Consider the following 18,319-nt stretch of genomic DNA (forward strand, 5'->3'; position numbering starts at 1 on the left):
CTCGGGCCGACCAACGACCGAAGTGAACCGCGGGCCGTCGAGGTGCCGCGGAGACAACCATCGCGCTGCCCCGAGCGGGGCAGGTACGCACGGCACGCCCCTGGGAAGGGCCGGGCCGGGAAACGGAACAGACGAACATGACCGCAGAGCACGCCGCCACCGGCCACGGTGAGCTGGACGCCGCCGACTACGCCGAGTTCATGGCACTCGCCGCCGAAGAGGGCTTCGACCTCGACGGCTTCGACGCCGTGGACGGTGCCGAGCACGTTCGACTGCCCGTGCTGGCCGTCGTCGGCCGCCCGAATGTCGGCAAGTCGACCCTGGTGAACCGCATCATCGGCCGCCGCGAGGCCGTCGTCGAGGACAAGCCGGGCGTCACCCGCGACCGGGTCACCTACGAGGCCAGCTGGAACGGCCGCCGCTTCAAGGTGGTCGACACCGGCGGCTGGGAGATCGACGTCCTCGGCATCGACGCCATGGTGGCCGCCCAGGCCGAGCTGGGCATCGAGCAGGCCGACGCGGTGCTGTTCGTGGTGGACGCCACCGTCGGTGCCACCGACACCGACGAGGCCCTGATCAAGCTCATCCGCCGGGCGGGCAAGCCGACCGTCCTGTGCGCCAACAAGGTCGACGGCCCCTCCACCGAGGCCGAGGCCGCCTACCTCTGGTCGCTCGGCCTGGGCGAGCCGTTCCCGGTCTCGGCCCTGCACGGCCGCGGCTCCGGCGATCTGCTGGACGCCGTCATGGACGCGCTGCCCGAGGCCCCGCCGCAGACCTTCGGCGACGCCGCCCCCGGCGGCCCGCGCCGCATCGCGCTGATCGGCCGGCCCAACGTCGGCAAGTCCAGCCTGCTGAACAAGGTCGCCGGCGAGGAGCGCGTCGTCGTCAACGAGCTGGCCGGCACCACCCGAGACCCGGTCGACGAGATGATCGAGCTCGGCGGCAAGACCTGGAAGTTCGTGGACACCGCCGGCATCCGCCGCCGGGTCCACCTGACCGCCGGCGCCGACTTCTACGCCTCGCTGCGCACCTCCTCCGCGCTGGAGAAGGCCGAGGTCGCGGTCGTCCTGATCGACGCCAGCGAGACCCTCGCCGAGCAGGACACCCGGATCATCTCGATGGCCGTCGAGGCCGGGCGCGCCGTCGTCATCGCCTACAACAAGTGGGACCAGCTGGACGAGGAGCGCCGCTACTACCTGGAGCGCGAGATCGAGCGCGACCTCGTCCAGGTGCAGTGGGCCCCGCGGGTCAACGTCTCGGCCAAGACCGGTCGGCACATGGAGAAGCTCGTCCCGGCGGTCGAGAGCGCGCTGGAGGGCTGGGAGACCCGCATCACGACCGCGCGCCTGAACGCCTTCCTCGGCGAGCTGGTCGCCGCCCACCCGCACCCGATCCGCGGCGGCAAGCAGCCGCGCATCCTGTTCGGCACCCAGGCCGGCATCCGTCCGCCGCGCTTCGTGCTGTTCGCCTCGGGCTTCCTGGAGGCCGGTTACCGGCGCTTCATCGAGCGCCGCCTGCGTGAGGAGTTCGGGTTCGTGGGGACGCCGATCTCGATCTCGGTGCGGGTCCGGGAGAAGCGCAAGAAGAAGTAGTAGTAGGTAGAAGGAGTGGTCGGTCCGCCGACCGACGGCCGGAGGGCCTCGCCGCAGTGGTGGCGGGGCCCTCCGGCGCTTTCGGGCGCGGACGCGGACGCGGGCGCGGGCGCGCGGGGCGGGGGCGCGTCCGGCCAGGTCCGGCCCGTCCTGGCCCGTCCCGGTCTGAGCCGGTCCGGTTCGGCCCGGTGCAGCCGGGCTCGGCCTGGGGCCCCCGCTCGGGTCCGTTCGGGGCCCGGCGGGCGTCAGCGGTGGTCGACCGTGGGACCAGGGGGCAGCGAGAGCATCTGGCGGTGGCGGCCGCCGGTGGACCGGGTGGGGGCGAGGCCGGAGACCGTACCCATCACCGGGGAGGGCGCGGGCGGTGCCGGGGGCTGGGGCGCGGGGACCGGCATCGGGGTGGGGTGCGGGGACGAGCCCAGATAGCCGGCCGCGACCCAGCCCTGACCGTTGGTGAACTGGGCGGCGGGGAGGGCGGGTTGCTCCTGGGCCGGGGCTGCGGTGGCGTGGCCCGGGCCGTCTCCGGCGGGTGTGGGTGTGGGGGTGGTGGCGGTGGGCTCGGGGGGGCTGCCGCGGTGGCCGTGGTGACGGCCGGCGGTGAGGCTTGCGGCGTGGGCGCCGACGTGGCTTCCGGCGGTGTGCGAGCCGTTGTGATCACCGGTGTGACTTCCGTGGTGACTGCCGGTGTGGGTGTTGGCGTGCGCGCCGGTGTGGGTGCCGCTGTGGGTGCCGCTGTGGCCGTGTTGCTGGGCACCGGCATGTCCGTGCTGGTGGCCGCCGGTCGGCCCGGACCCGTGATGCTGGGAGCTCGGCATGAACTGGGGGAGGCCCGGCGCCTGGCCCGCGAGGGTGTGGAAGGCCTGCTGCTGGGGCGCGTACGGGCGCTGCTCGCCGAGCACCGGGTAGCCGTCGCGGACCGCGAAGCCGGTGAACTTCAGGTCCTCCTCCCCTGAGCGGTCGCCGGGCAGGGCACGGAAGAGGCGCCGGTACTCGGAGTACAGCTCGTCGTAGATCGGCGTGGCGGAGTGCGGGTGCTCGGCGTCGTACGACGGGCGCATGCCCGGGATCGAGCGCGAGGCGGTGGCGGACCGGCCGGGGGCTGCGGAGACGTCGTAGCTGTACACGTAGGAGCCAACGAGTGAGAGGGGCGGGGGGATGCGGGGCGCCGGGGTGTGGGTGCGCCCACACGCCGGAGCGTGGAGGGGGAGGGCGCGCCGGGCGGAGTACGGGGGCGCCGGGGTACCGGCCGGGCGGTGCGCCGGGCCCGACGGCGTGGAGGTGGAGGGCCGTGGTGCGGGACGGGCGGACACGCCGGGGTGTCGGGTGTATCGGGGCGCTGGGGCGCTGGGCGCGCGCCCGCCCGCCGGAAGACGGCCGCGGGGAGGAGGCCGTCTTCCGGCGGGTACGGGGCGGGACCGGGCGGGACGGGGCGCCGGGACGGATCAGGTGCCGGCGAGCGGGAGGGAGGCGGCGACCACCTGGCCCAGTGCCACCGCCCGCTCCAGTGCCTGACGCAGCAGGTCCTCGCGGGGCTGGCGTCCGACCATGCCGGCCGGCACGGCGTACATCGTCACCTCGGACAGCTGGTTCGCGGCCATCCGCCAGGCGTCGGTGACCTGGAGCGGTTGGTGCGCCTGCCACCACCCGGTGCTGCCGCCGGCCGCGGCGGGCTGGAGGACCGCGTGCAGCTTGCCCATCGCGACCAGGACGGACCAGCCGGGCAGCTGGTCCGGGGTCTCGTCCAGGTCGGTGACGGGCTGGAAACCGGCGTCGTGGAGCAGGTCGAGGAACTCGTCCTCGCCCGAGGTGCTGCCGGGGCGGCCGACCGGCCCGGTCGGCTCGACCACCAGCGAGGCGTGCCCGACCTTGCCGTGCAGCACCAGCCCGCAGGTGATGCCGAGGACGGCGGCCTGGCCGGGCGCGGCCGGCTGGGTCGGGGAGGGTCCGCCGGGCGCGGCCGCGGCCGGGGCGGGTGCCGGGGCGGAGTCGGGGATTGGTGCGGGGGCGCCCGGCGCGGCGGCGGGGACGGCAAGGTCCGGGCCGCCGGGCTGGGACTGGCTGATGCTGCGGACGGCGCCGGCCAGCTGCTCCTCGGAGACCGGGACCACCTGGGAAGGGATGCAGCGGGCGTGTGCGAAGGCGAGGACGGCGGTCTCCTCGCCGACGAACAGCACGGTGCTGGTGGGCTCCACGTGCGTGTCGCCGGGGGTCCGGCAGGAGGTGCACTCGTAGCCGTCGGGGCCGCGGTCACCGCCTAGCAGCCGGTCGGCCTCGTCGTCGCCGATCTCGGACCGGACCTCGTCGCTGACGTCGAGCATGCGCGGCACAGGGTCTCCTCGGATGGGTGCGGATGGGGGTTCGGGGCGGACACAGGGAGGTCGCCATGCCCAACGGGCCCTTGTGTCAGGCGTCACGGGTGCCCGTCGAGGCTGACGGGAATTGCGTCTGATCCGACCGCGTGGCGTGTTCCCGTGGTCGCAATCTGTCGATGTCGGTGCCTGGACTGCCGGAATCAAACAGTGAGGTGGGTCACGCCGCACTGATGTTTGATCTAGGAATCGATGGCCAAAGCGGACATTTCGGTCACGATTGCATGGTCGTTACCATCGGTAACCCCCGGCTGAGCTGGGCAGATCGTTGAAGTTTTGGCTTCCCTGTCGACCGGCTCGTAGCTTCTTGGTCGGCGCAACGAGCGCCACCCGGGTTCACCCCCGACGCACAGCCCCCCGGTCCGCCGGGTGCGGCAGGTGCCCGCCGACGCGATCGCTCGAACAGGTCGTCGGCGAGCGGCTGGGTGGCCGGGGCGGCAGCGGCACGTCCGACACGTGCACGGCCGTCCGACGGACGCGGCAAGCGAACGAGGCCCCTTCCGGGGCCTGGTTCCGCATGTCCGCCCGGGGCTGTCGAGAGGAACCCCATGACCTTCCGTAACGAGACCGCCGTTGCCACCACCTCCACCGTCACCAAGCGCAACCGCGTTCGGATGGCGGTCGTGGCGGGCGCCGCTGTCGCGGCCCTGCCGGTGGCCGGCCTCGTCACGGCCACCTCGGCCTCCGCCGCCTCCGTCTCCACCTGGGACGCCGTCGCCCAGTGCGAGAGCGGCGGCAACTGGGCCATCAACACCGGCAACGGTTTCTACGGCGGCCTGCAGTTCACCTCCAGCACCTGGGCCGCCTTCGGTGGCACCGCCTACGCCCCGCAGGCCAACCAGGCCACCAAGGCGCAGCAGATCGCCGTCGCCGAGAAGGTCCTCGCCTCGCAGGGCCCGGGCGCCTGGCCCGTCTGCTCCGTCAAGGCCGGTCTGACCAAGGGCGGCGCCCCGGCCGCCGTCGACACCTCGTCGGGCTCCACCTCCGGCTCGACCGCCGCCAAGCCGGCGCAGACTCCGAAGGCCGCCGCCAAGCCGGCCGAGGCCCCGAAGGCTGCCCCCAAGGCCCAGGCCGCGCCGAAGACCGACGCCGTCGCGCCGAAGGCTGCCGCCCCGAAGGCCGACGCCCCGAAGTCCGCGCCGAAGGCCGACCAGGGTGCCAAGTCCTGGAACCGCTCGAACGACGCCAAGCCGGCCGCCAAGGGCGACTACACCGTCAAGGCCGGTGACACCCTGAGCTCCATCGCCGCCGCGCAGGGCCTGGACTGGCACGACCTGTACCAGAACAACGCCAAGGTCATCGGCGGCAACCCGGACCTGATCCTCCCGGGCCAGACCCTCAGCATCTGAGGTCTCCCCGAGCGCTGAGGTCTCCCCGAGCGTTGAGGTCCCGTGCGCAGCCGGCATCGACTGCCGGGCTTCACGGCGCCGGTGCCCGACCGGGCAGCGATGCGCCGACCTGTCGAGGTGCTGACGAACTGATGTACCGACGTGCCGACGTACGGGCATCAGGGCACAGGGACGTGCTGACGTGCTGACGTACGGATGTACGGATGTACGGATGTACGGATGTGCTGACGTACCGATGTGTCGATGTGCACGGCTTCCACGGCCGCTTCTCCGTCCCGCGGGTTCTTCCCGCCGACCGGGGGAGCGGCCGTCGGCGTTCGTGGGCCGGCGCGGTGCGGGAGGATGGTGGGGTGATCCAGGGTGAGCTGTTCGGCGACCCGGGTGGGTGCCCGGACGGGCGCGAGCGCTCCGAACCGGCCCCCGGCGCCGTCCTGCTTCCCGGCTGGCTGGACCTCGGCGCTCAGCAACGCCTGGTCGCCGCCTGCCGGGAGTGGGCCCGCCCGCCGGCCGGCCTGCACGCCGTGCGGATGCCCACCGGCGGGATGATGTCCGTCCGGATGGTGAGCCTCGGCCTGCACTGGTACCCGTACGGGTACCGGCGGGTCGCCGAGGACGGTGCGCCCGTCAAGCCGTTCCCGCCGCTGCTCGGGGAGTTGGCCCGCAGGGCCGTCGTCGAGGCGTACGGGGCCGCCCTGGGGGAGATCGCGGGCGCGGCGTCGTACGAGCCGGACGTCGCGATCGTCAACCACTACGCGCAAGGCGCGAAGATGGGGCTCCACCAGGACCGCGACGAGCGGGCGGACGCGCCGGTGGTCTCGTTCTCGCTGGGCGACGGCTGCGTCTTCCGGCTCGGGAACGCCGAGACCAGGACCCGTCCGTGGACCGACCTGGAACTGCGCAGCGGGGACCTGCTGGTATTCGGCGGTCCGGCGCGGTTCGCGTACCACGGGGTGGTGCGGACGCTGCCGGGGACGGCCGATCCGGCGCTGGGGCTGGTCGGGCGGCTCAACATCACGGTCCGGGAGTCGGGCCTGGGGGAGTAGCCCCGGAAGGCGCGGCCGTCGCTCGTCTACTCGTTCGAGTGAACCGGGGGTTCCGGACTGCTGCGCGGGAATGACCCGGGTCGCCGGAGAATTCGAGTGAGCTGGAGAATGCATTCGGAGTCCGGAGAGGAAGCGTGCGCATGGGTACCCCCGTCGACGACCTGGTCGATCTGCTCGACCTTGAGCAGATCGAACTCAACATCTTTCGTGGGCGCAGTCCCGAGGAGGCGCTGCAACGGACGTTCGGCGGCCAGGTCGCCGGGCAGGCACTGGTCGCGGCAGGGCGCACAGTGGACGACGCGCGCCCGGTCCACTCGCTGCACGCCTACTTCCTGCGCCCCGGAGTCCCCGGCGTGCCGATCGTCTACCAGGTCGACCGGATCCGCGACGGCCGCTCCTTCACCACCCGCCGGGTGCTGGGCATCCAGGGCGGCCGGTCGATCTTCGCGCTCACCGCCGACTTCCACAGACCCGAGGAGGGCGGCATCGACCACCAGTACCCGATGCCGGCCGTCGCCGCCCCCGAGGACCTGCCCAGCGCCCTGGACGAGGTCGGCTCCCGGCTCGGCGAGCTGCCCCCGTTCATCAGCCGCCGCCAGCCCTTCGACATCCGCTACGTCGACCGGCTGCGCTGGACCGAGGAGGAGCTGGAAGGCGTCGAGGCGCGCAGCGGCGTCTGGCTGCGCACCAACGGCCGCCTGCCGGACGACCCGCTGATCCACGTCTGCGCCCTCACCTACGCCAGCGACATGACGCTGCTGGACGCCGTCCGCGCCCCGGTCGAGCCGCTGTGGGGCGAGCGGAACTTCGACATGGCCTCGCTCGACCACGCGATGTGGTTCCACCAGCCGTTCCGGACGGACGACTGGCTGCTGTACCAGCAGGAGTCCCCGATCGCGCACGGCGCGCGCGGCCTCGCGCGGGGACAGATCTTCGACCGGCACGGCCGGCTGGTGGTGTCCGTGATGCAGGAGGGACTGTTCCGTCCGCTGAAGCGCCGCGACGGGTAGGTGACCGGTAGGCGATGTGTGCGGCCGGTTCCGTGCCCCGTGTTGTGCCGCGTGTCGGCGCGTTGCCGCCGTGTTGCGGTTTCGGCGGTTCCGGGCCGGCAGGAATGATCCGTCCGATCGGACGGTGTTGTGGATGACCGAGAGGGGCGGCCCGAACGGCGGGCCGTCCGCGAACCGACCGGGAGGGTGGACCGATGACGGCGACAGCCGCGGAGGACTGGAAGCACTGGAGCGACGGCCGGGCGGCGTCGGTGAGCGCGGAGCACGGCCAGCTCGCACTCACCGGCACCCACTGGCTGGAGCCCGAGCCGGCCGAGATTCCCGGCCTGCCAGGGCGCTGGTGGGCCGAAGCCGAGGGCGTGCGGGTCCGGGCCGCGGCCTCCGACGGCATCACGATCGACGGCGCCGGCGCACCCGTGGACGGCGAGGTGCTGCTCCGCCCGGACAGCGACCCGGCCGCCGACACCGCCACCCTGGGCGCCCTGCTGCTCGTCCCGATCGAGCGCGAGGGCGAGCTGGCCCTGCGGGTCTTCGACCCGGCCGCACCCCGCCGGGTCGCGTTCGCCGGCATCTCCGCCTACCCGTACGCGCCAGAGTGGGCCGTACCCGCCGTCTTCACCCCGTTCGAGGACGACGACGCGCGGTCGGTCGTCGTCCCGAACGCCGACGGCCGGGAACGCCCGCTGGCCGTCTCCGGGCAGATCGCCTTCACCGTGGCGGGCGAGCACCGCACCCTGACCGTCAGCGGGTCGGGAGAGCGGCTCAGCGGCGTGATCGCCGACGCGACCAGCGGCATCGACACCTACCGCTTCCGCTTCATCACCCTGCCGGCGCCCGACGCCGAGGGCCGCACCGTCCTCGACCTCAACCGGGCCTACCTGCCGCCGTGCGCCTTCTCGGACCACTTCATCTGCCCCTTCCCGCCGCCGGGCAACCGGCTGGACTTCGCGGTGGAGGCGGGGGAGAGGCAGGTGCTGAGCCGGTAACGGCCCGGGGGCGGGCGAGGCCGGCTGCGGTTCGGCTCGGGCGGGCCCGGGCCGCGGTTCGGCTTGGGCGTCTTCCGGCTCGGGCGTCTTCCGGCTCGGGCGGGCCCTGGCAAGGGCCCCGGTGGGAGACCGTCCGGGGGCGGAGCGGAGCATGGGGGACTATGTCGAACAATCAACATTCCACGCCGTCCCCGTCGTCGTCCCGGTCCTCGTCGCCCGCCCCGTCCACCTCGCACAGCTCGGCCCTCTCGGCGTCCCCGGCCCCCTCCACCCCCTCGCACTCCGCCGCCGAGTCAGAACCCGATCCCGGGCCGGGGGACGGACCCGGGCCGGGACCGGCGGCCGACTCACCCTGGTACCGGCGGGCGTTCGCCGACCTCAGCCCGCTGCGCGACCACCCCGACTACCGCCGGGTCTGGGCCGGGCAGGCCATCTCCTCCATAGGCCAGCAGATGACGGCCGTCGCCGTCTCCGTCCAGGTCTACGAACTGACCGGCTCCGCCTTCGCGACCGGCCTGGTCGGCATCTTCTCCCTCGTCCCGCTGGTCGCCTTCGGCCTCTACGGCGGCGCGATCGCCGACACCGTCGACCGGCGCAGGCTGGGCCTGATCGGCTCGGCCGGTCTGGCCGTCGTCTCCGCCGCCCTGGCCGCGCAGGCACTGGCCGGCCTCGGGTTGGTCGCCGTCCTGTACGCCGCCGTCGCCGCCCAGGCCGGGTTCTTCGCGATCAGCTCGCCCGCCCGGTCCGCGATGATCCCCCGCCTGGTGCCCAGCCACCAACTCCCGGCGGCGAACGCCCTGAACACCGTCAGCATGAACCTCGGCCTCACCGTCGGCCCGATGCTCGGCGGCGTCCTCATCGGCACCTACGGCGCCCAGGCCGCCTATCTGATCGACACTGTCGCCTTCACCGGCACCCTCTACGCGATGTGGCGCCTGCCCGCCATGCGGCCGCTCGGCGAGCGCAAGGGCCGCGCCTCCGTCCTCGACGGCCTCCGCTTCCTGCGCGACCAGCCCAACCTGCGAACCAGCTTCCTCGCCGACCTGGCCGCCATGGTCTTCGGCATGCCGCGCGCCCTCTTCCCGGCCATCGCGGTCACCTTCTACGGCGGCGACGCCGGCACCGTCGGCCTGCTGGTCTCCGCCCCGGCCGTCGGCGCTCTGATCGGCGCGCTCTTCTCCGGCTGGGTCGGCCGCGTACACCGCCAGGGCGCCGCCATCCTCGCCGCCGTCGCCGCCTGGGGGTTGGCCATCGCGGCCTTCGGTGCCCTCCACAACCTCTGGCTCGGCCTCCTGCTGCTCGCAGTCGCCGGCTGCGCCGACACCGTCAGCATGATCTTCCGCAACACGATGATGCAGGTCGCGGCCCCGGACGAGATGCGCGGCCGCCTCCAGGGCATCTTCATCGTGGTCGTGGCCGGCGGCCCCCGCCTCGGCGACTTCGAGTCCGGCACCGTCGCCGCCCTCACCAACCCCGCCACCTCCGTGATCACCGGCGGCCTCGCCTGCGTCGCCGCCGTCCTCCTCCTCGCCGCCCGCCGCCCCGCCTTCCTCACCTACGACGCCCGCCACCCCACCCCCTGACCCACCCACCCCCCAAACCTGGCAGCGAGCACCCCCCGACGTGCTGTATTGTTTTCCACGTCGCCGGGACAACCGGAGACAAGGTCGAGAAGCCCACAGCAGAGCCCCCCAGGCCCCGCTGCAGGCGCCGAGACCACGGGACGTGGCGCAGCTTGGTAGCGCACTTGACTGGGGGTCAAGGGGTCGCAGGTTCAAATCCTGTCGTCCCGACTGCGAAGTCGGTTGTGAGAGCCGGTACTTGGGAAACCGAGTGCCGGCTCTTCCTGTTGTTCCGTCAGCTGGTGGTCGCATGGTGGTCACCGGGCCACATCGGCCAGGGCGTGGCCGGCTCCGCTGCGCGGGTGTGCTGGTAGGCAGGCAGTTGCCGGTGGAGGCGCGGGCGCTGGCGCCAGGGGCGCTGGGCGCGGCAGGTGGGGAGTCCGAGGACGTCGTGGTCGGCGCTGTCGAGGATCCAGGCGACGGCGTCGACGGCCGCGCGGGCGGCGAGTTTGGTGAGCTCGGCGTAGATGTTGGCGCTGGTCGACAGGGTGCGGTGACGCAGGGTCTTGGAGATGACGGGCAGGGGGACGCCTGCGGCCAGGGCGAAGCTGGTCATGAGATGGCGCAGGTCGTGCAGCGCGATGCGGGGGACGCCGGCCTTGTCGCAGAGCAGGTGGAAGTGGTCGAGGACGTTCTTGGGGTGGAGGGGGCGTCCGTGGCGGTGGAAGACGTACCCGCCGCCGTCGGTGATGTTGCCGAAGGGAGTGTCGGCGCGGTCGTTGAGGGCTGAGGCGACGCGGTCGGAGACGGCCACCCACATCCTGCTGGCCTTGGTCTTCGGGGCGGTGAGCAGGAGCCGGTTGTTGTCGATGGCGGAGAGGGTCGCGCGGACGAACAGGACGCGGTCGGGGAGGTGGACGTCGTTCCAGTGCAGGGCGAGGGCTTCGCCTTTGCGGATGCCGGTGCCGATCATGAGTTCGGCGAGGTCGGCGTAGAGGGGGTCGGTGACGTGGGTGAAGCGCAGGAAGCGGGCGGCCTGTTCCTCGGTCCACAGGCGTCTGGGGGCGGAGGCGGGTCGTGGTAGGAGTGGAGGCTTGGCGGGGTTGCGTGCCAGTCGGCCGTCGTAGACGGCGCTGGACAGGGCGCTGGAGAGGGTGGCCATGATCCGGTAGACGGTGACCTTGCCGCGGCCTCGACGTAGTTGGGCGGTGACGAACGCGCTCAGGTGCCGACGGGTGAGGTCGACCAGGGGGATCGCGCCGATGGCGGGGATCAGGTCCTGCTCGGCGTAGGAGCGGTAGCGGGCCATGGTGGTGGGCTTGAGGCGCAGCTCCTTCTCGTCCAGCCAGTCCCTCAGGTAGTCGCCGGTGCGCTGCCTGGGGTCGGTGATGACACACAGGGCCAGGCCCTCGTTGAAACGCCGCAGTGCGATCCGGGCGTCGAGTTCGTCGGGGAAGCCGGCGCGGCGGATGGTGTGGCGGCGGCCGTCGACGGGCGGCGTGTCGACGGCGAAAGCCCAGGTCCCGTGAAGGGGGTCGACAGCGAGGTGGGGGCAGCGGGTGCCGAGCTGACGGTGGTCGTCGTCGCGGCAGCCGCACCGCCGGTAGACACGCCCCCGACTCTGGTCGCCTGAGGGATTCGGTGAGCAGCGCATGGTGATCGCCTCGGAGGGTCGTGCGCGAGTTGTCCGCACCTCCAGTCTGCGCCCGCGGGCGATCACCATGCGACCACCGGCCGAGAAAAACTACCGCTGATCTGCGGATCTCCCTTGACCAGTGGCAAAGGGAGATCCGCGGGAGGTCGGCTGTCAGCCCCTAGCCGGGGCCGGGCTGGTCAGATGAGCGGTTCGCGGTGGGTGGCGGTTTCGCGGACGAGCTGGGCGAAGCGCTCGCGGCTGCGCTGCTGGTGCTGTTCGGCCTGTTCGTCGGTCCAGTCCTCGGCGCTGGTGTCGTCGTCTTCGTCGTCGAGGTCGTCGTACTGGGTGTGCAGGAGCCAGCAGGCGTGGATACCGGTGTGGAGGTCTTCGAGGAGGTCGCGGGCGGGGCGCTTGGGGTCGAGCGGGGTCAGGCGCAGTTCGACGTCGGCGAGGTCGGGTGCGTCGTCGCCGTAGTCGGCGAGGGTCTCCTCCAGGTCGTCGAGCTGTTCGCGCAGCGAGTCGGGGTCGGGCAGGAGGCCGTCGGCGATGCGCATGGCGTGGCGCACGAGGCCGGTGACGGCTTCGCGGGGGGTGGCGCCGCTCTCGATGAGGCCGAGGACGATGGTCGGGGTCTCGTGGGGGAGGGCTTCGATGTTGTCGGCTTCCTCGACGACCTGCTCGGGGTCGTGTCCGGAGGCGTCGGCGGTGACCTCGGCCGCGGCGGCGAGCCAGTGGGCCGCGGCGACGGCGGCCGCGGTGGGGTCGACCTGGGAGAACAGCTCGGCCGGCCCGAAGGGGTCCTGCTCGAAGAGACGGTTCGCGGCGGCGACCTGGACGGGAGAGGCGTCCTCGCGGCTGAGCAGGACGGCCTGCTGGGCGCGGCCGGCCAGGTCGCCGAGCTCGGCGTTCTGGACGGCGGCGAGCTCGGCGGCGACCTCGGCGAGGACGGCCTCCGTCAGCGCCGGGTCGCCGAGTTCGTGGAGGGCGCGTCCGGCCTGGTGGGCCGATTCGAGCACGCGGCTGTAGGAGACGAGCATCGCGCCGCCGCTGGGCAGGTTCGGCTTGGCGACCGCGTCCGCGACCTCGCCGAAGTGTCCGCGTTCCTGCTCACGGCGCCAGCCCTCGGAGTTGGGCTCCAAGGATCCGGCGGCGCTGGCGGGGTGGGTGTAGGTACGCCAGGCGGCCTCGGACAGGTGGCTGAGTGCGCGGGCCAGGCCCAGGAGGTCGGAGGTGTCGGCCCCGGCGGGAAGGGAGGCCACCCGGGTGGCGAGGTCGCCCTCGCCGGTTCCCCAGGCGGCGATCAGCTCACGCCGGTCGGGGTCGATGCTGTAGCGGGTCACGGTGTGCCTGCCTCCTGGAATGGTTTGGGCCTTGTTGTCTGGCTAAGGCCCAATTCTGGCGCACCGTCAGCAGTGGGCCTGCTGCGGGTCCGCGCATCGTGCCGTTGGCCAGGTTTCGTCGGGAAGGTGACGTCTGGCGCGACGCCGCCCTGCCGTGTCACGAGGGTGCCTGGTGCAGGCGTGCAGAGCCCACCGAAGGGTTCTCCAGATCGCCTCGACCCTGTGCCGTTCGGAAACTCATCGCTGCTGGTCAGGCCGCGTATCGGTACTCATTGATGACGCCGCCGAGCACGCGCGCGCGGAGGAGCCGGTGAGCGGCCAGGCCGGCTCTTGGCACCGGGTGCTCCTGGGCGAGGGGAGGGAGCTGTCCTCGAGCCTGGTGTGGGCGATGGCGGTTGTAGTGCCGGGCGTAGGTGTTGAGGATCTGCCGCGCGTGGGTCTCGTTCCATATCAGCAGGTGGTCGAGGGCCTCGCGCCGCAGCGTTCCGATGACTCGTTCGCAGTGGGCGTTCGCTCGCGGCGCACGAGGCGGCGACTTGATGACCTCCACGTCCTCAGCCTCGAAGACCGCATCGAACGACGCGGTGTACTTCGCGTCCCGGTCGCGGATCAGGAAACGCAGTGAGTCGAGCCGGACGTCCAGCTCGACTGCGAGGTTTCTCGCCTGTTGCACCGCCCAGGGAGCCGTCGGGTGGGCGGTCACTCCGGTGACGTGCAACCGTCGTGTGCCGTGCTCGAGGAAGACCAGCGCGTACACGCGGCGCAGGTCGACCAGGTCGATGTGCACGAAGTCGCAGGCGATGAGGCCCTCGGCTTGCGCGGTCAGGAACTCGCGCCACGTCGGCCCACCGCGGCGCGGGGCCGGATCGATGCCCGCCGCCGTCAGGATCTCCCAGACCGTCGTCGCGCCGATCGGATGCCCGAGGCGGACCAGTTCGCCCTGGATCCGACGGCTGCCCCAGCGCGGATTCTCGTTGGCCAGCCGCAACACCAGCGCCTTCACCGCGTTCGCGGTCGGCGGCCTACCGGGCCTGCCCCGCTGCTTGCTGTAGTCCCACTTCCGGGCGATCAGCCTTCGGTGCCACGCGAGCAGAGTCCCGGGCGTCACCGGAAACACCTGCGCCCACCGACGCTGGGGGATCAGCGACGACAGTGCCGCGAACCACAGCCGGTCTGCCTGCTCGTACCGCACTGGTGCGGTGAGTTGCCTGCGCAGCACCGCGTTCTCATGCCGCAGCACCAGGAGTTCGGCGTCCTTGGCCGTGTCCCGACGCAGCAGTACTGCCGGAAGCGCGAGCAGCTTCCGCGCCACCTTGTAGACCAGTGAGACGATCACCTGGACAGGGTTCCAGGAGGCCGTGACGGCTCGCCAGACCCGCTCCGAACAGCAGCGATGAGTTTCCGAACGGCACAGGCACGGATAACACGTCGTACCCCTCGCCGAAGCCTGGGACAGCGGGGCCTCGAACTGGAGTCCGAAGGAACGTGAGCGATACGGCAACGACCTTGGCGACCCCCGGGCGCTGCTCGCCGTCTCCGCCAAGACGAACCGCTCGAAAGCCGACAAGGATCCTGCGGACTGGATGCCCCCGGCAGGGGACTTTGCGTGCACATATGTCAGCGACTGGGTTGTCGTGAAGACCCGCTGGGGTTTGAGCATTGATCAACGGGAAGCTGACGCGTTGCACCGGATCGCTGCCGGCTGCGAGGACACCGAGCTTCAGGTCGTACTTGCCCGATGAGCCGGTAGGTGCCTCCCGACCTTCTTCTCCATGTGATCTGCATCGCGGGTGTGGTCGGCGGCCCACTTGCCGAGAGTCACTCGCCGATGCGGGAAGTCAGGGTTCCGGTGGGTAGAGCCAAGGCCCTGCCCACCGGAACCTTACTTGACGGTGTGTGATCAAAGACTGCTGGTGATCATGGTTCCCGTGTGATTGCCGGGGATGGTGGTGAGGTCGAGGGCTTCCGGGGTGGCCCAGGTGCCGTCGTTGTGGCGGGCGGTGAGCAGGACCTTGTTGTCGGTGGTGGCGATGGCGAACTGGGCGTCGGTGTCGACGGGGGCGGCGCTGATGCTGGTGCCGGTGACGTTCCCGATGACGCCGCCGAGGGAGGCGACGGGCTGCCAGCTGCCGTTGGCCCAGCGCAGGGTGTGGTACTGACCGTCACTGGCGATGAAGGCGAGGTTGAGATCGAGACTCTGGCGGGAGATGGCGACGGCGGTCACGGGCGCGGTGGCGCCGGCGGCGTCGGCGACCGACCCCCACGCGCCCCAGTTCCCGGCGGCGTTGCGCAGCGTGTGGTAGATCTTCCCGCCCGACACGGCGGCGATGTGCAGGTCACCGCCGGCGGCGCCGGCGGCGGAGATGGACGTGATGCCCTTCAGCGGGCCGGCGACATCGGTGACCACACCGAAGGCGCCCCACTGGCCCGCGCCGTTGCGCACGGTGTGGAAGAGGAAGTCGTCGGCGACGATGGCCACGTGCAGGTTGTCGCCGATGGGGGAGATGGAGACCTGGGTGATGTTGCCGAGGTCGTTGAGGGCGATGTTGAGGTCGACGAAGCGCTGCGCCCAGCTGCCGTCCAGGTTGCGGATGGCGTAGTGCAGGTGCCCGTCACCACCCAGGGCGATGATGTGCGTGGACGTGTTGATGCCGGCGGTGGCGACGGCACGGACGCCGCCGATGTTGCCGGCCGCGGCCTGGACATCCTCGTACGGCGTCCAGGAACCGTCGTACAGACGGGACGCGAAGTAGAGGTTGGCGTCGCTGCGCACCAGGGCCTGGGTCTTCCAGCCCACGGCCTTCGCCCGGGTCTGCTGCACCCAGCCGGCGACATCGTCGACCCGGGCGTTGTAGGCGCCGGTGCGGGTCTCGGTGGCCGGGGTGCCCAGGCAGCCGCCCTGCCAGGAGCGGGAGGCGACGGCGACCAGCTCGGCCATGCCGCCCGTCTCGCGGATCACCGGGGCGCCAGTGTCGCCCTTGCAGACCGCCGAGCCACCGGTGCCGGTGGTTCCGATGCCCGCGGCACTCACGCTGTCGAGGCTGAACGTGCCGGTGTGGAGCTTGAGCGGCGCCCACTCGTCCTTGGTGCGCCCGTACGCGGGCACGCGCAGCGTCTGCCCGGTGGCCGGCGCGGCGGTGGCGACCGCCACCGGAGCGATGCCGTCCACGGGCGTCGCGAGACGGGCCATCACCAGGTCGCGGCCGGCGCGCGGCACCAGCTCGGCGACCTCGACGGTCTTGCCGCCGTTGGTGGTGAGGTCGGTGCGGCCGATGGTGGCGGTGGTCTTCCACTTCGGCGCGCCGGCCGCCAGGGCCTGCGGTTGCGCCGGGTCGTCGGCGAAGCAGGATGCGGCGGTCAGCACCCAGCTGCGGTCGACCAGCGCACCGGTGCAGGCACGCAGGTTGTCACCGATCACCAGGCGTGCGGTGAAGGCGTAGGAGCCGTTGGCGGCGGCGTCGCCGGGGACGGCGCCGGCCGGGGTGAAGGTGGTCAGAGCGCCGGCGGTCGCGGCCGCGACCACTATGCCGGTCCGCCAGGAGCGGGAGCGGTTCTTGTGGGACATGGGTATGGTCCTTCGGGAAGTGCGCGGCGGTCGGCTTCGCCTGACGGCCTTGCAGAGAACGGGTACGGGCGGACTCAGTCAGCGCTGGCGGCGGCAGTGCTCTGGATGGCGCTGCTGGTGACGGGATAGAAGCTGAGCCAGCTGCTGTCGGCTCTTGTGGCGGCGGTCCAGATGTCGTCGGCGTTGCCGACCGCGAGCACGCGCGTGGTGTCGCTGATTGTTGTCACGGGCAGCTTGATGCCGTTGACGGTCGGAAGCACTGAAGCCGCCCGCCTAGATGTGAGCGGTGGTGGTCAGCCGGTGACGGTTAGTTCGACGATGTTCGCCGGGCTGCCGTTGATGCCTTCGCCGATCCCCTTGAAGCCGTCCTTGGGGACGTCGATGCTCTGCGGGGTGGCGCCGGCGGTAAGACCGGCCCGGAGCGAGTGGCCGCCGCTGGTCTGGATGGCGAAGGCATCGGGGAGCTGCAGGGTGAGAAATCCGGTCGTGCCGGCGACGGTAAAGCAGACCTTGTTGTCCGGATTGCCTGGGGCCCGGGTCCAGATCTGGATCTGCGAGGGGTTGGCACAGTCGCCGAGCAGTACGTGGCCGTCGCCGCGCAGCAGCTTCACCTTGGTGATGTCGGCGCTGCTGGGGTAGGAGAAGTCCTCGACGGCCGACGGTGCGGCGGAGTCGTCAGAGGGTGGCGGGGTGGTGTCGGCGGAAGCGATCGCGGAGGCGCCGGCTAGGGCCGCGGCGGTCATCGCGGCGGCGGCCAGCCACCACCGTACGGTGCTACGGCTGGTCTTCCTCGCCTCGCGGTGGGGAGGGTGGGTCACCTGGGGCTCCATCGGGAAGGTGAGCGGGGAGTGTGCTGGCCGGCCGTCAGCCGGTGATGCGCAGTTCGAGGAGTGCGGTCTGCTGGCCGCTGCCGTTACCGATTCCGACGCTGGCGCCGCCCGGGCCCTTGGGGACGTTGATGGTCTGGGAGCCGTCCACGGTGGTGAGCTTGGCGCTGACCGCGTAGTTGTCGGTGCGGATTCGGATCACGTTCGGCACCTCCATGGCCAGGTAGCCGGTGTTGGTGGTGGCCCGGAAGCAGATCTGGTTTCCCTTGTCGTCGGGCAGGTCCATGCTCAGCACCTTGATCTGGTCGTCGACGGCGCAGTCGGACAGGAGGATGTGGCCGTCACCGCGCAGCAGCTTGACGTTGCTGTAAGGGGAGGGGCCAGGGTGGTTAAAGTCCTCGACCGCAGGTGGCGCGGCGGAGTTGTCCGCGGGAGTGCTCTCGGCAGAAGCGAGCGCGGTGGCGCCGAGCGTAGCGGCCAGGGAGATGACGCCGGCAGCGAGCCAGCGGGACATGTTGTTCGCCATGCCTAATCCTTCTCGTTCATCTTTCATGACCAGCCGGGCATCCCCCTTCGGAGACCGGGGGGGCTCGGCCAAATGGTGTGCGAGCCAAAGGTTCTTGACGTTGCGTCAAAAAATGGAATGTTTGATTGCCCGGATGTGGCTTTCCTTCCCCTGCTTGATCGCATGGGAATCGCGGCCATCGAACCAGATGGGGCGGCGAGAAGACAACTCGTGAGCAGCGATGACCTGCATGGATGTCATGATTTGACGGTGCTGAGTGTTTATTGGTGATACGGGATAATTTGGCGATATATGTCTGCCATCTAAGGGCGAGCTGACCTGGCTGTCCATCAACTCGACTACTTCGTACTCTTTCTGTTTGGGCATAATTCCCGGGTAAGCTCCGCTGCGGTCCGACATGGCCGACGTCGACAGTGGAGGTTCCTGGTGCACAATCCGATAGCCCGCTCACGCCGACGAGAGAGGAGAAGACAGCCACTGCTGGACAGAATCTCCCTGAGTCTGCTTCCGCTTG

At 71.4% G+C, this 18,319-nt stretch carries 16 protein-coding genes, 1 tRNA gene and 1 pseudogene; 8 read left to right on the forward strand and 10 right to left on the reverse strand.

Annotated elements, in window-relative coordinates; genetic code table 11:
• Positions 1 to 137: 137 nt before the first annotated feature.
• Positions 138 to 1,592, forward strand: coding sequence for a ribosome biogenesis GTPase Der (der, locus tag ACWGJO_RS00940; RefSeq protein ID WP_452181518.1), 1,455 nt, complete (start codon positions 138 to 140; stop codon positions 1,590 to 1,592).
• Positions 1,593 to 1,837: 245 nt separating this feature from the next.
• Here the strand turns inward: der and ACWGJO_RS00945 are convergent, their stop codons facing one another.
• Entirely contained in the window at positions 1,838 to 2,716 is an 879-nt protein-coding gene (locus ACWGJO_RS00945) for a hypothetical protein (protein ID WP_452181519.1), read from the reverse strand.
• A 318-nt stretch (positions 2,717 to 3,034) separates the two neighbouring features.
• Positions 3,035 to 3,910, reverse strand: coding sequence for a hypothetical protein (locus ACWGJO_RS00950; protein WP_452181520.1), 876 nt, complete (start codon positions 3,908 to 3,910; stop codon positions 3,035 to 3,037).
• Between the two features lie 599 nt (positions 3,911 to 4,509).
• On the opposite strand from ACWGJO_RS00950, the gene ACWGJO_RS00955 reads away from it, so the two are divergent.
• The 6 genes from ACWGJO_RS00955 to ACWGJO_RS00980 all read left to right on the forward strand — a co-directional run bounded on the left by ACWGJO_RS00955 (position 4,510) and on the right by ACWGJO_RS00980 (position 10,142).
• Positions 4,510 to 5,310: a transglycosylase family protein gene (locus tag ACWGJO_RS00955; protein WP_452181521.1), complete on the forward strand. Its 801-nt coding sequence runs from the start codon at positions 4,510 to 4,512 to the stop codon at positions 5,308 to 5,310.
• Between the two features lie 353 nt (positions 5,311 to 5,663).
• Positions 5,664 to 6,353, forward strand: a complete 690-nt coding sequence (locus ACWGJO_RS00960; protein ID WP_452181627.1) for an alpha-ketoglutarate-dependent dioxygenase AlkB family protein — start codon at positions 5,664 to 5,666, stop codon at positions 6,351 to 6,353.
• A 140-nt stretch (positions 6,354 to 6,493) separates the two neighbouring features.
• Entirely contained in the window at positions 6,494 to 7,363 is an 870-nt protein-coding gene (locus tag ACWGJO_RS00965; RefSeq protein WP_387693596.1) for an acyl-CoA thioesterase, read from the forward strand.
• Between the two features lie 194 nt (positions 7,364 to 7,557).
• The gene (locus ACWGJO_RS00970) at positions 7,558 to 8,349 is read left to right on the forward strand and encodes a DUF1684 domain-containing protein (protein WP_452181522.1); all 792 of its coding nucleotides are present in this window, start codon (positions 7,558 to 7,560) and stop codon (positions 8,347 to 8,349) included.
• A gap of 161 nt (positions 8,350 to 8,510) precedes the next feature.
• On the forward strand, positions 8,511 to 9,932 hold the full coding sequence (locus ACWGJO_RS00975) for an MFS transporter (RefSeq protein ID WP_452181523.1): 1,422 nt from the start codon (positions 8,511 to 8,513) through the stop codon (positions 9,930 to 9,932).
• A gap of 136 nt (positions 9,933 to 10,068) precedes the next feature.
• Positions 10,069 to 10,142 (forward strand) — tRNA-Pro (locus ACWGJO_RS00980).
• Between the two features lie 64 nt (positions 10,143 to 10,206).
• On the opposite strand, the gene ACWGJO_RS00985 is transcribed toward ACWGJO_RS00980, so the two are convergent.
• The 3 genes from ACWGJO_RS00985 to ACWGJO_RS00995 all read right to left on the reverse strand — a co-directional run bounded on the left by ACWGJO_RS00985 (position 10,207) and on the right by ACWGJO_RS00995 (position 14,223).
• On the reverse strand, positions 10,207 to 11,565 hold the full coding sequence (locus ACWGJO_RS00985) for a tyrosine-type recombinase/integrase (RefSeq protein ID WP_452181524.1): 1,359 nt from the start codon (positions 11,563 to 11,565) through the stop codon (positions 10,207 to 10,209).
• A 179-nt stretch (positions 11,566 to 11,744) separates the two neighbouring features.
• The gene (locus ACWGJO_RS00990) at positions 11,745 to 12,887 is read right to left on the reverse strand and encodes a Voldacs domain-containing protein (protein WP_452181525.1); all 1,143 of its coding nucleotides are present in this window, start codon (positions 12,885 to 12,887) and stop codon (positions 11,745 to 11,747) included.
• Between the two features lie 250 nt (positions 12,888 to 13,137).
• Positions 13,138 to 14,223, reverse strand: a complete 1,086-nt coding sequence (locus ACWGJO_RS00995; RefSeq protein ID WP_452181526.1) for an integrase core domain-containing protein — start codon at positions 14,221 to 14,223, stop codon at positions 13,138 to 13,140.
• Between the two features lie 100 nt (positions 14,224 to 14,323).
• On the opposite strand from ACWGJO_RS00995, the pseudogene ACWGJO_RS01000 reads away from it, so the two are divergent.
• A pseudogene (locus ACWGJO_RS01000) lies at positions 14,324 to 14,629 on the forward strand (GmrSD restriction endonuclease domain-containing protein); the annotation flags it as partial.
• 158 nt (positions 14,630 to 14,787) lie between these two features.
• On the opposite strand, the gene ACWGJO_RS01005 reads toward ACWGJO_RS01000, so the two are convergent.
• The 5 genes from ACWGJO_RS01005 to ACWGJO_RS01025 form a co-directional block, all read right to left on the reverse strand.
• Positions 14,788 to 16,452 carry a trypsin-like serine protease gene (locus ACWGJO_RS01005; RefSeq protein ID WP_452181527.1) on the reverse strand — a complete coding sequence of 555 codons (1,665 nt, stop codon included), beginning with the start codon at positions 16,450 to 16,452 and terminating at the stop codon, positions 14,788 to 14,790.
• A 74-nt stretch (positions 16,453 to 16,526) separates the two neighbouring features.
• Complete coding sequence (locus ACWGJO_RS01010) at positions 16,527 to 16,712, reverse strand: hypothetical protein (protein WP_452181528.1); 186 nt, start codon at positions 16,710 to 16,712, stop codon at positions 16,527 to 16,529.
• Positions 16,713 to 16,745: 33 nt separating this feature from the next.
• Complete coding sequence (locus tag ACWGJO_RS01015) at positions 16,746 to 17,270, reverse strand: hypothetical protein (RefSeq protein WP_452181529.1); 525 nt, start codon at positions 17,268 to 17,270, stop codon at positions 16,746 to 16,748.
• 46 nt (positions 17,271 to 17,316) lie between these two features.
• Positions 17,317 to 17,805, reverse strand: coding sequence for a hypothetical protein (locus tag ACWGJO_RS01020; protein WP_452181530.1), 489 nt, complete (start codon positions 17,803 to 17,805; stop codon positions 17,317 to 17,319).
• 105 nt (positions 17,806 to 17,910) lie between these two features.
• Complete coding sequence (locus tag ACWGJO_RS01025) at positions 17,911 to 18,045, reverse strand: hypothetical protein (protein WP_452181531.1); 135 nt, start codon at positions 18,043 to 18,045, stop codon at positions 17,911 to 17,913.
• Positions 18,046 to 18,319 lie beyond the last annotated feature (274 nt).

The organism is Kitasatospora sp. NPDC054795, from assembly GCF_053611565.1.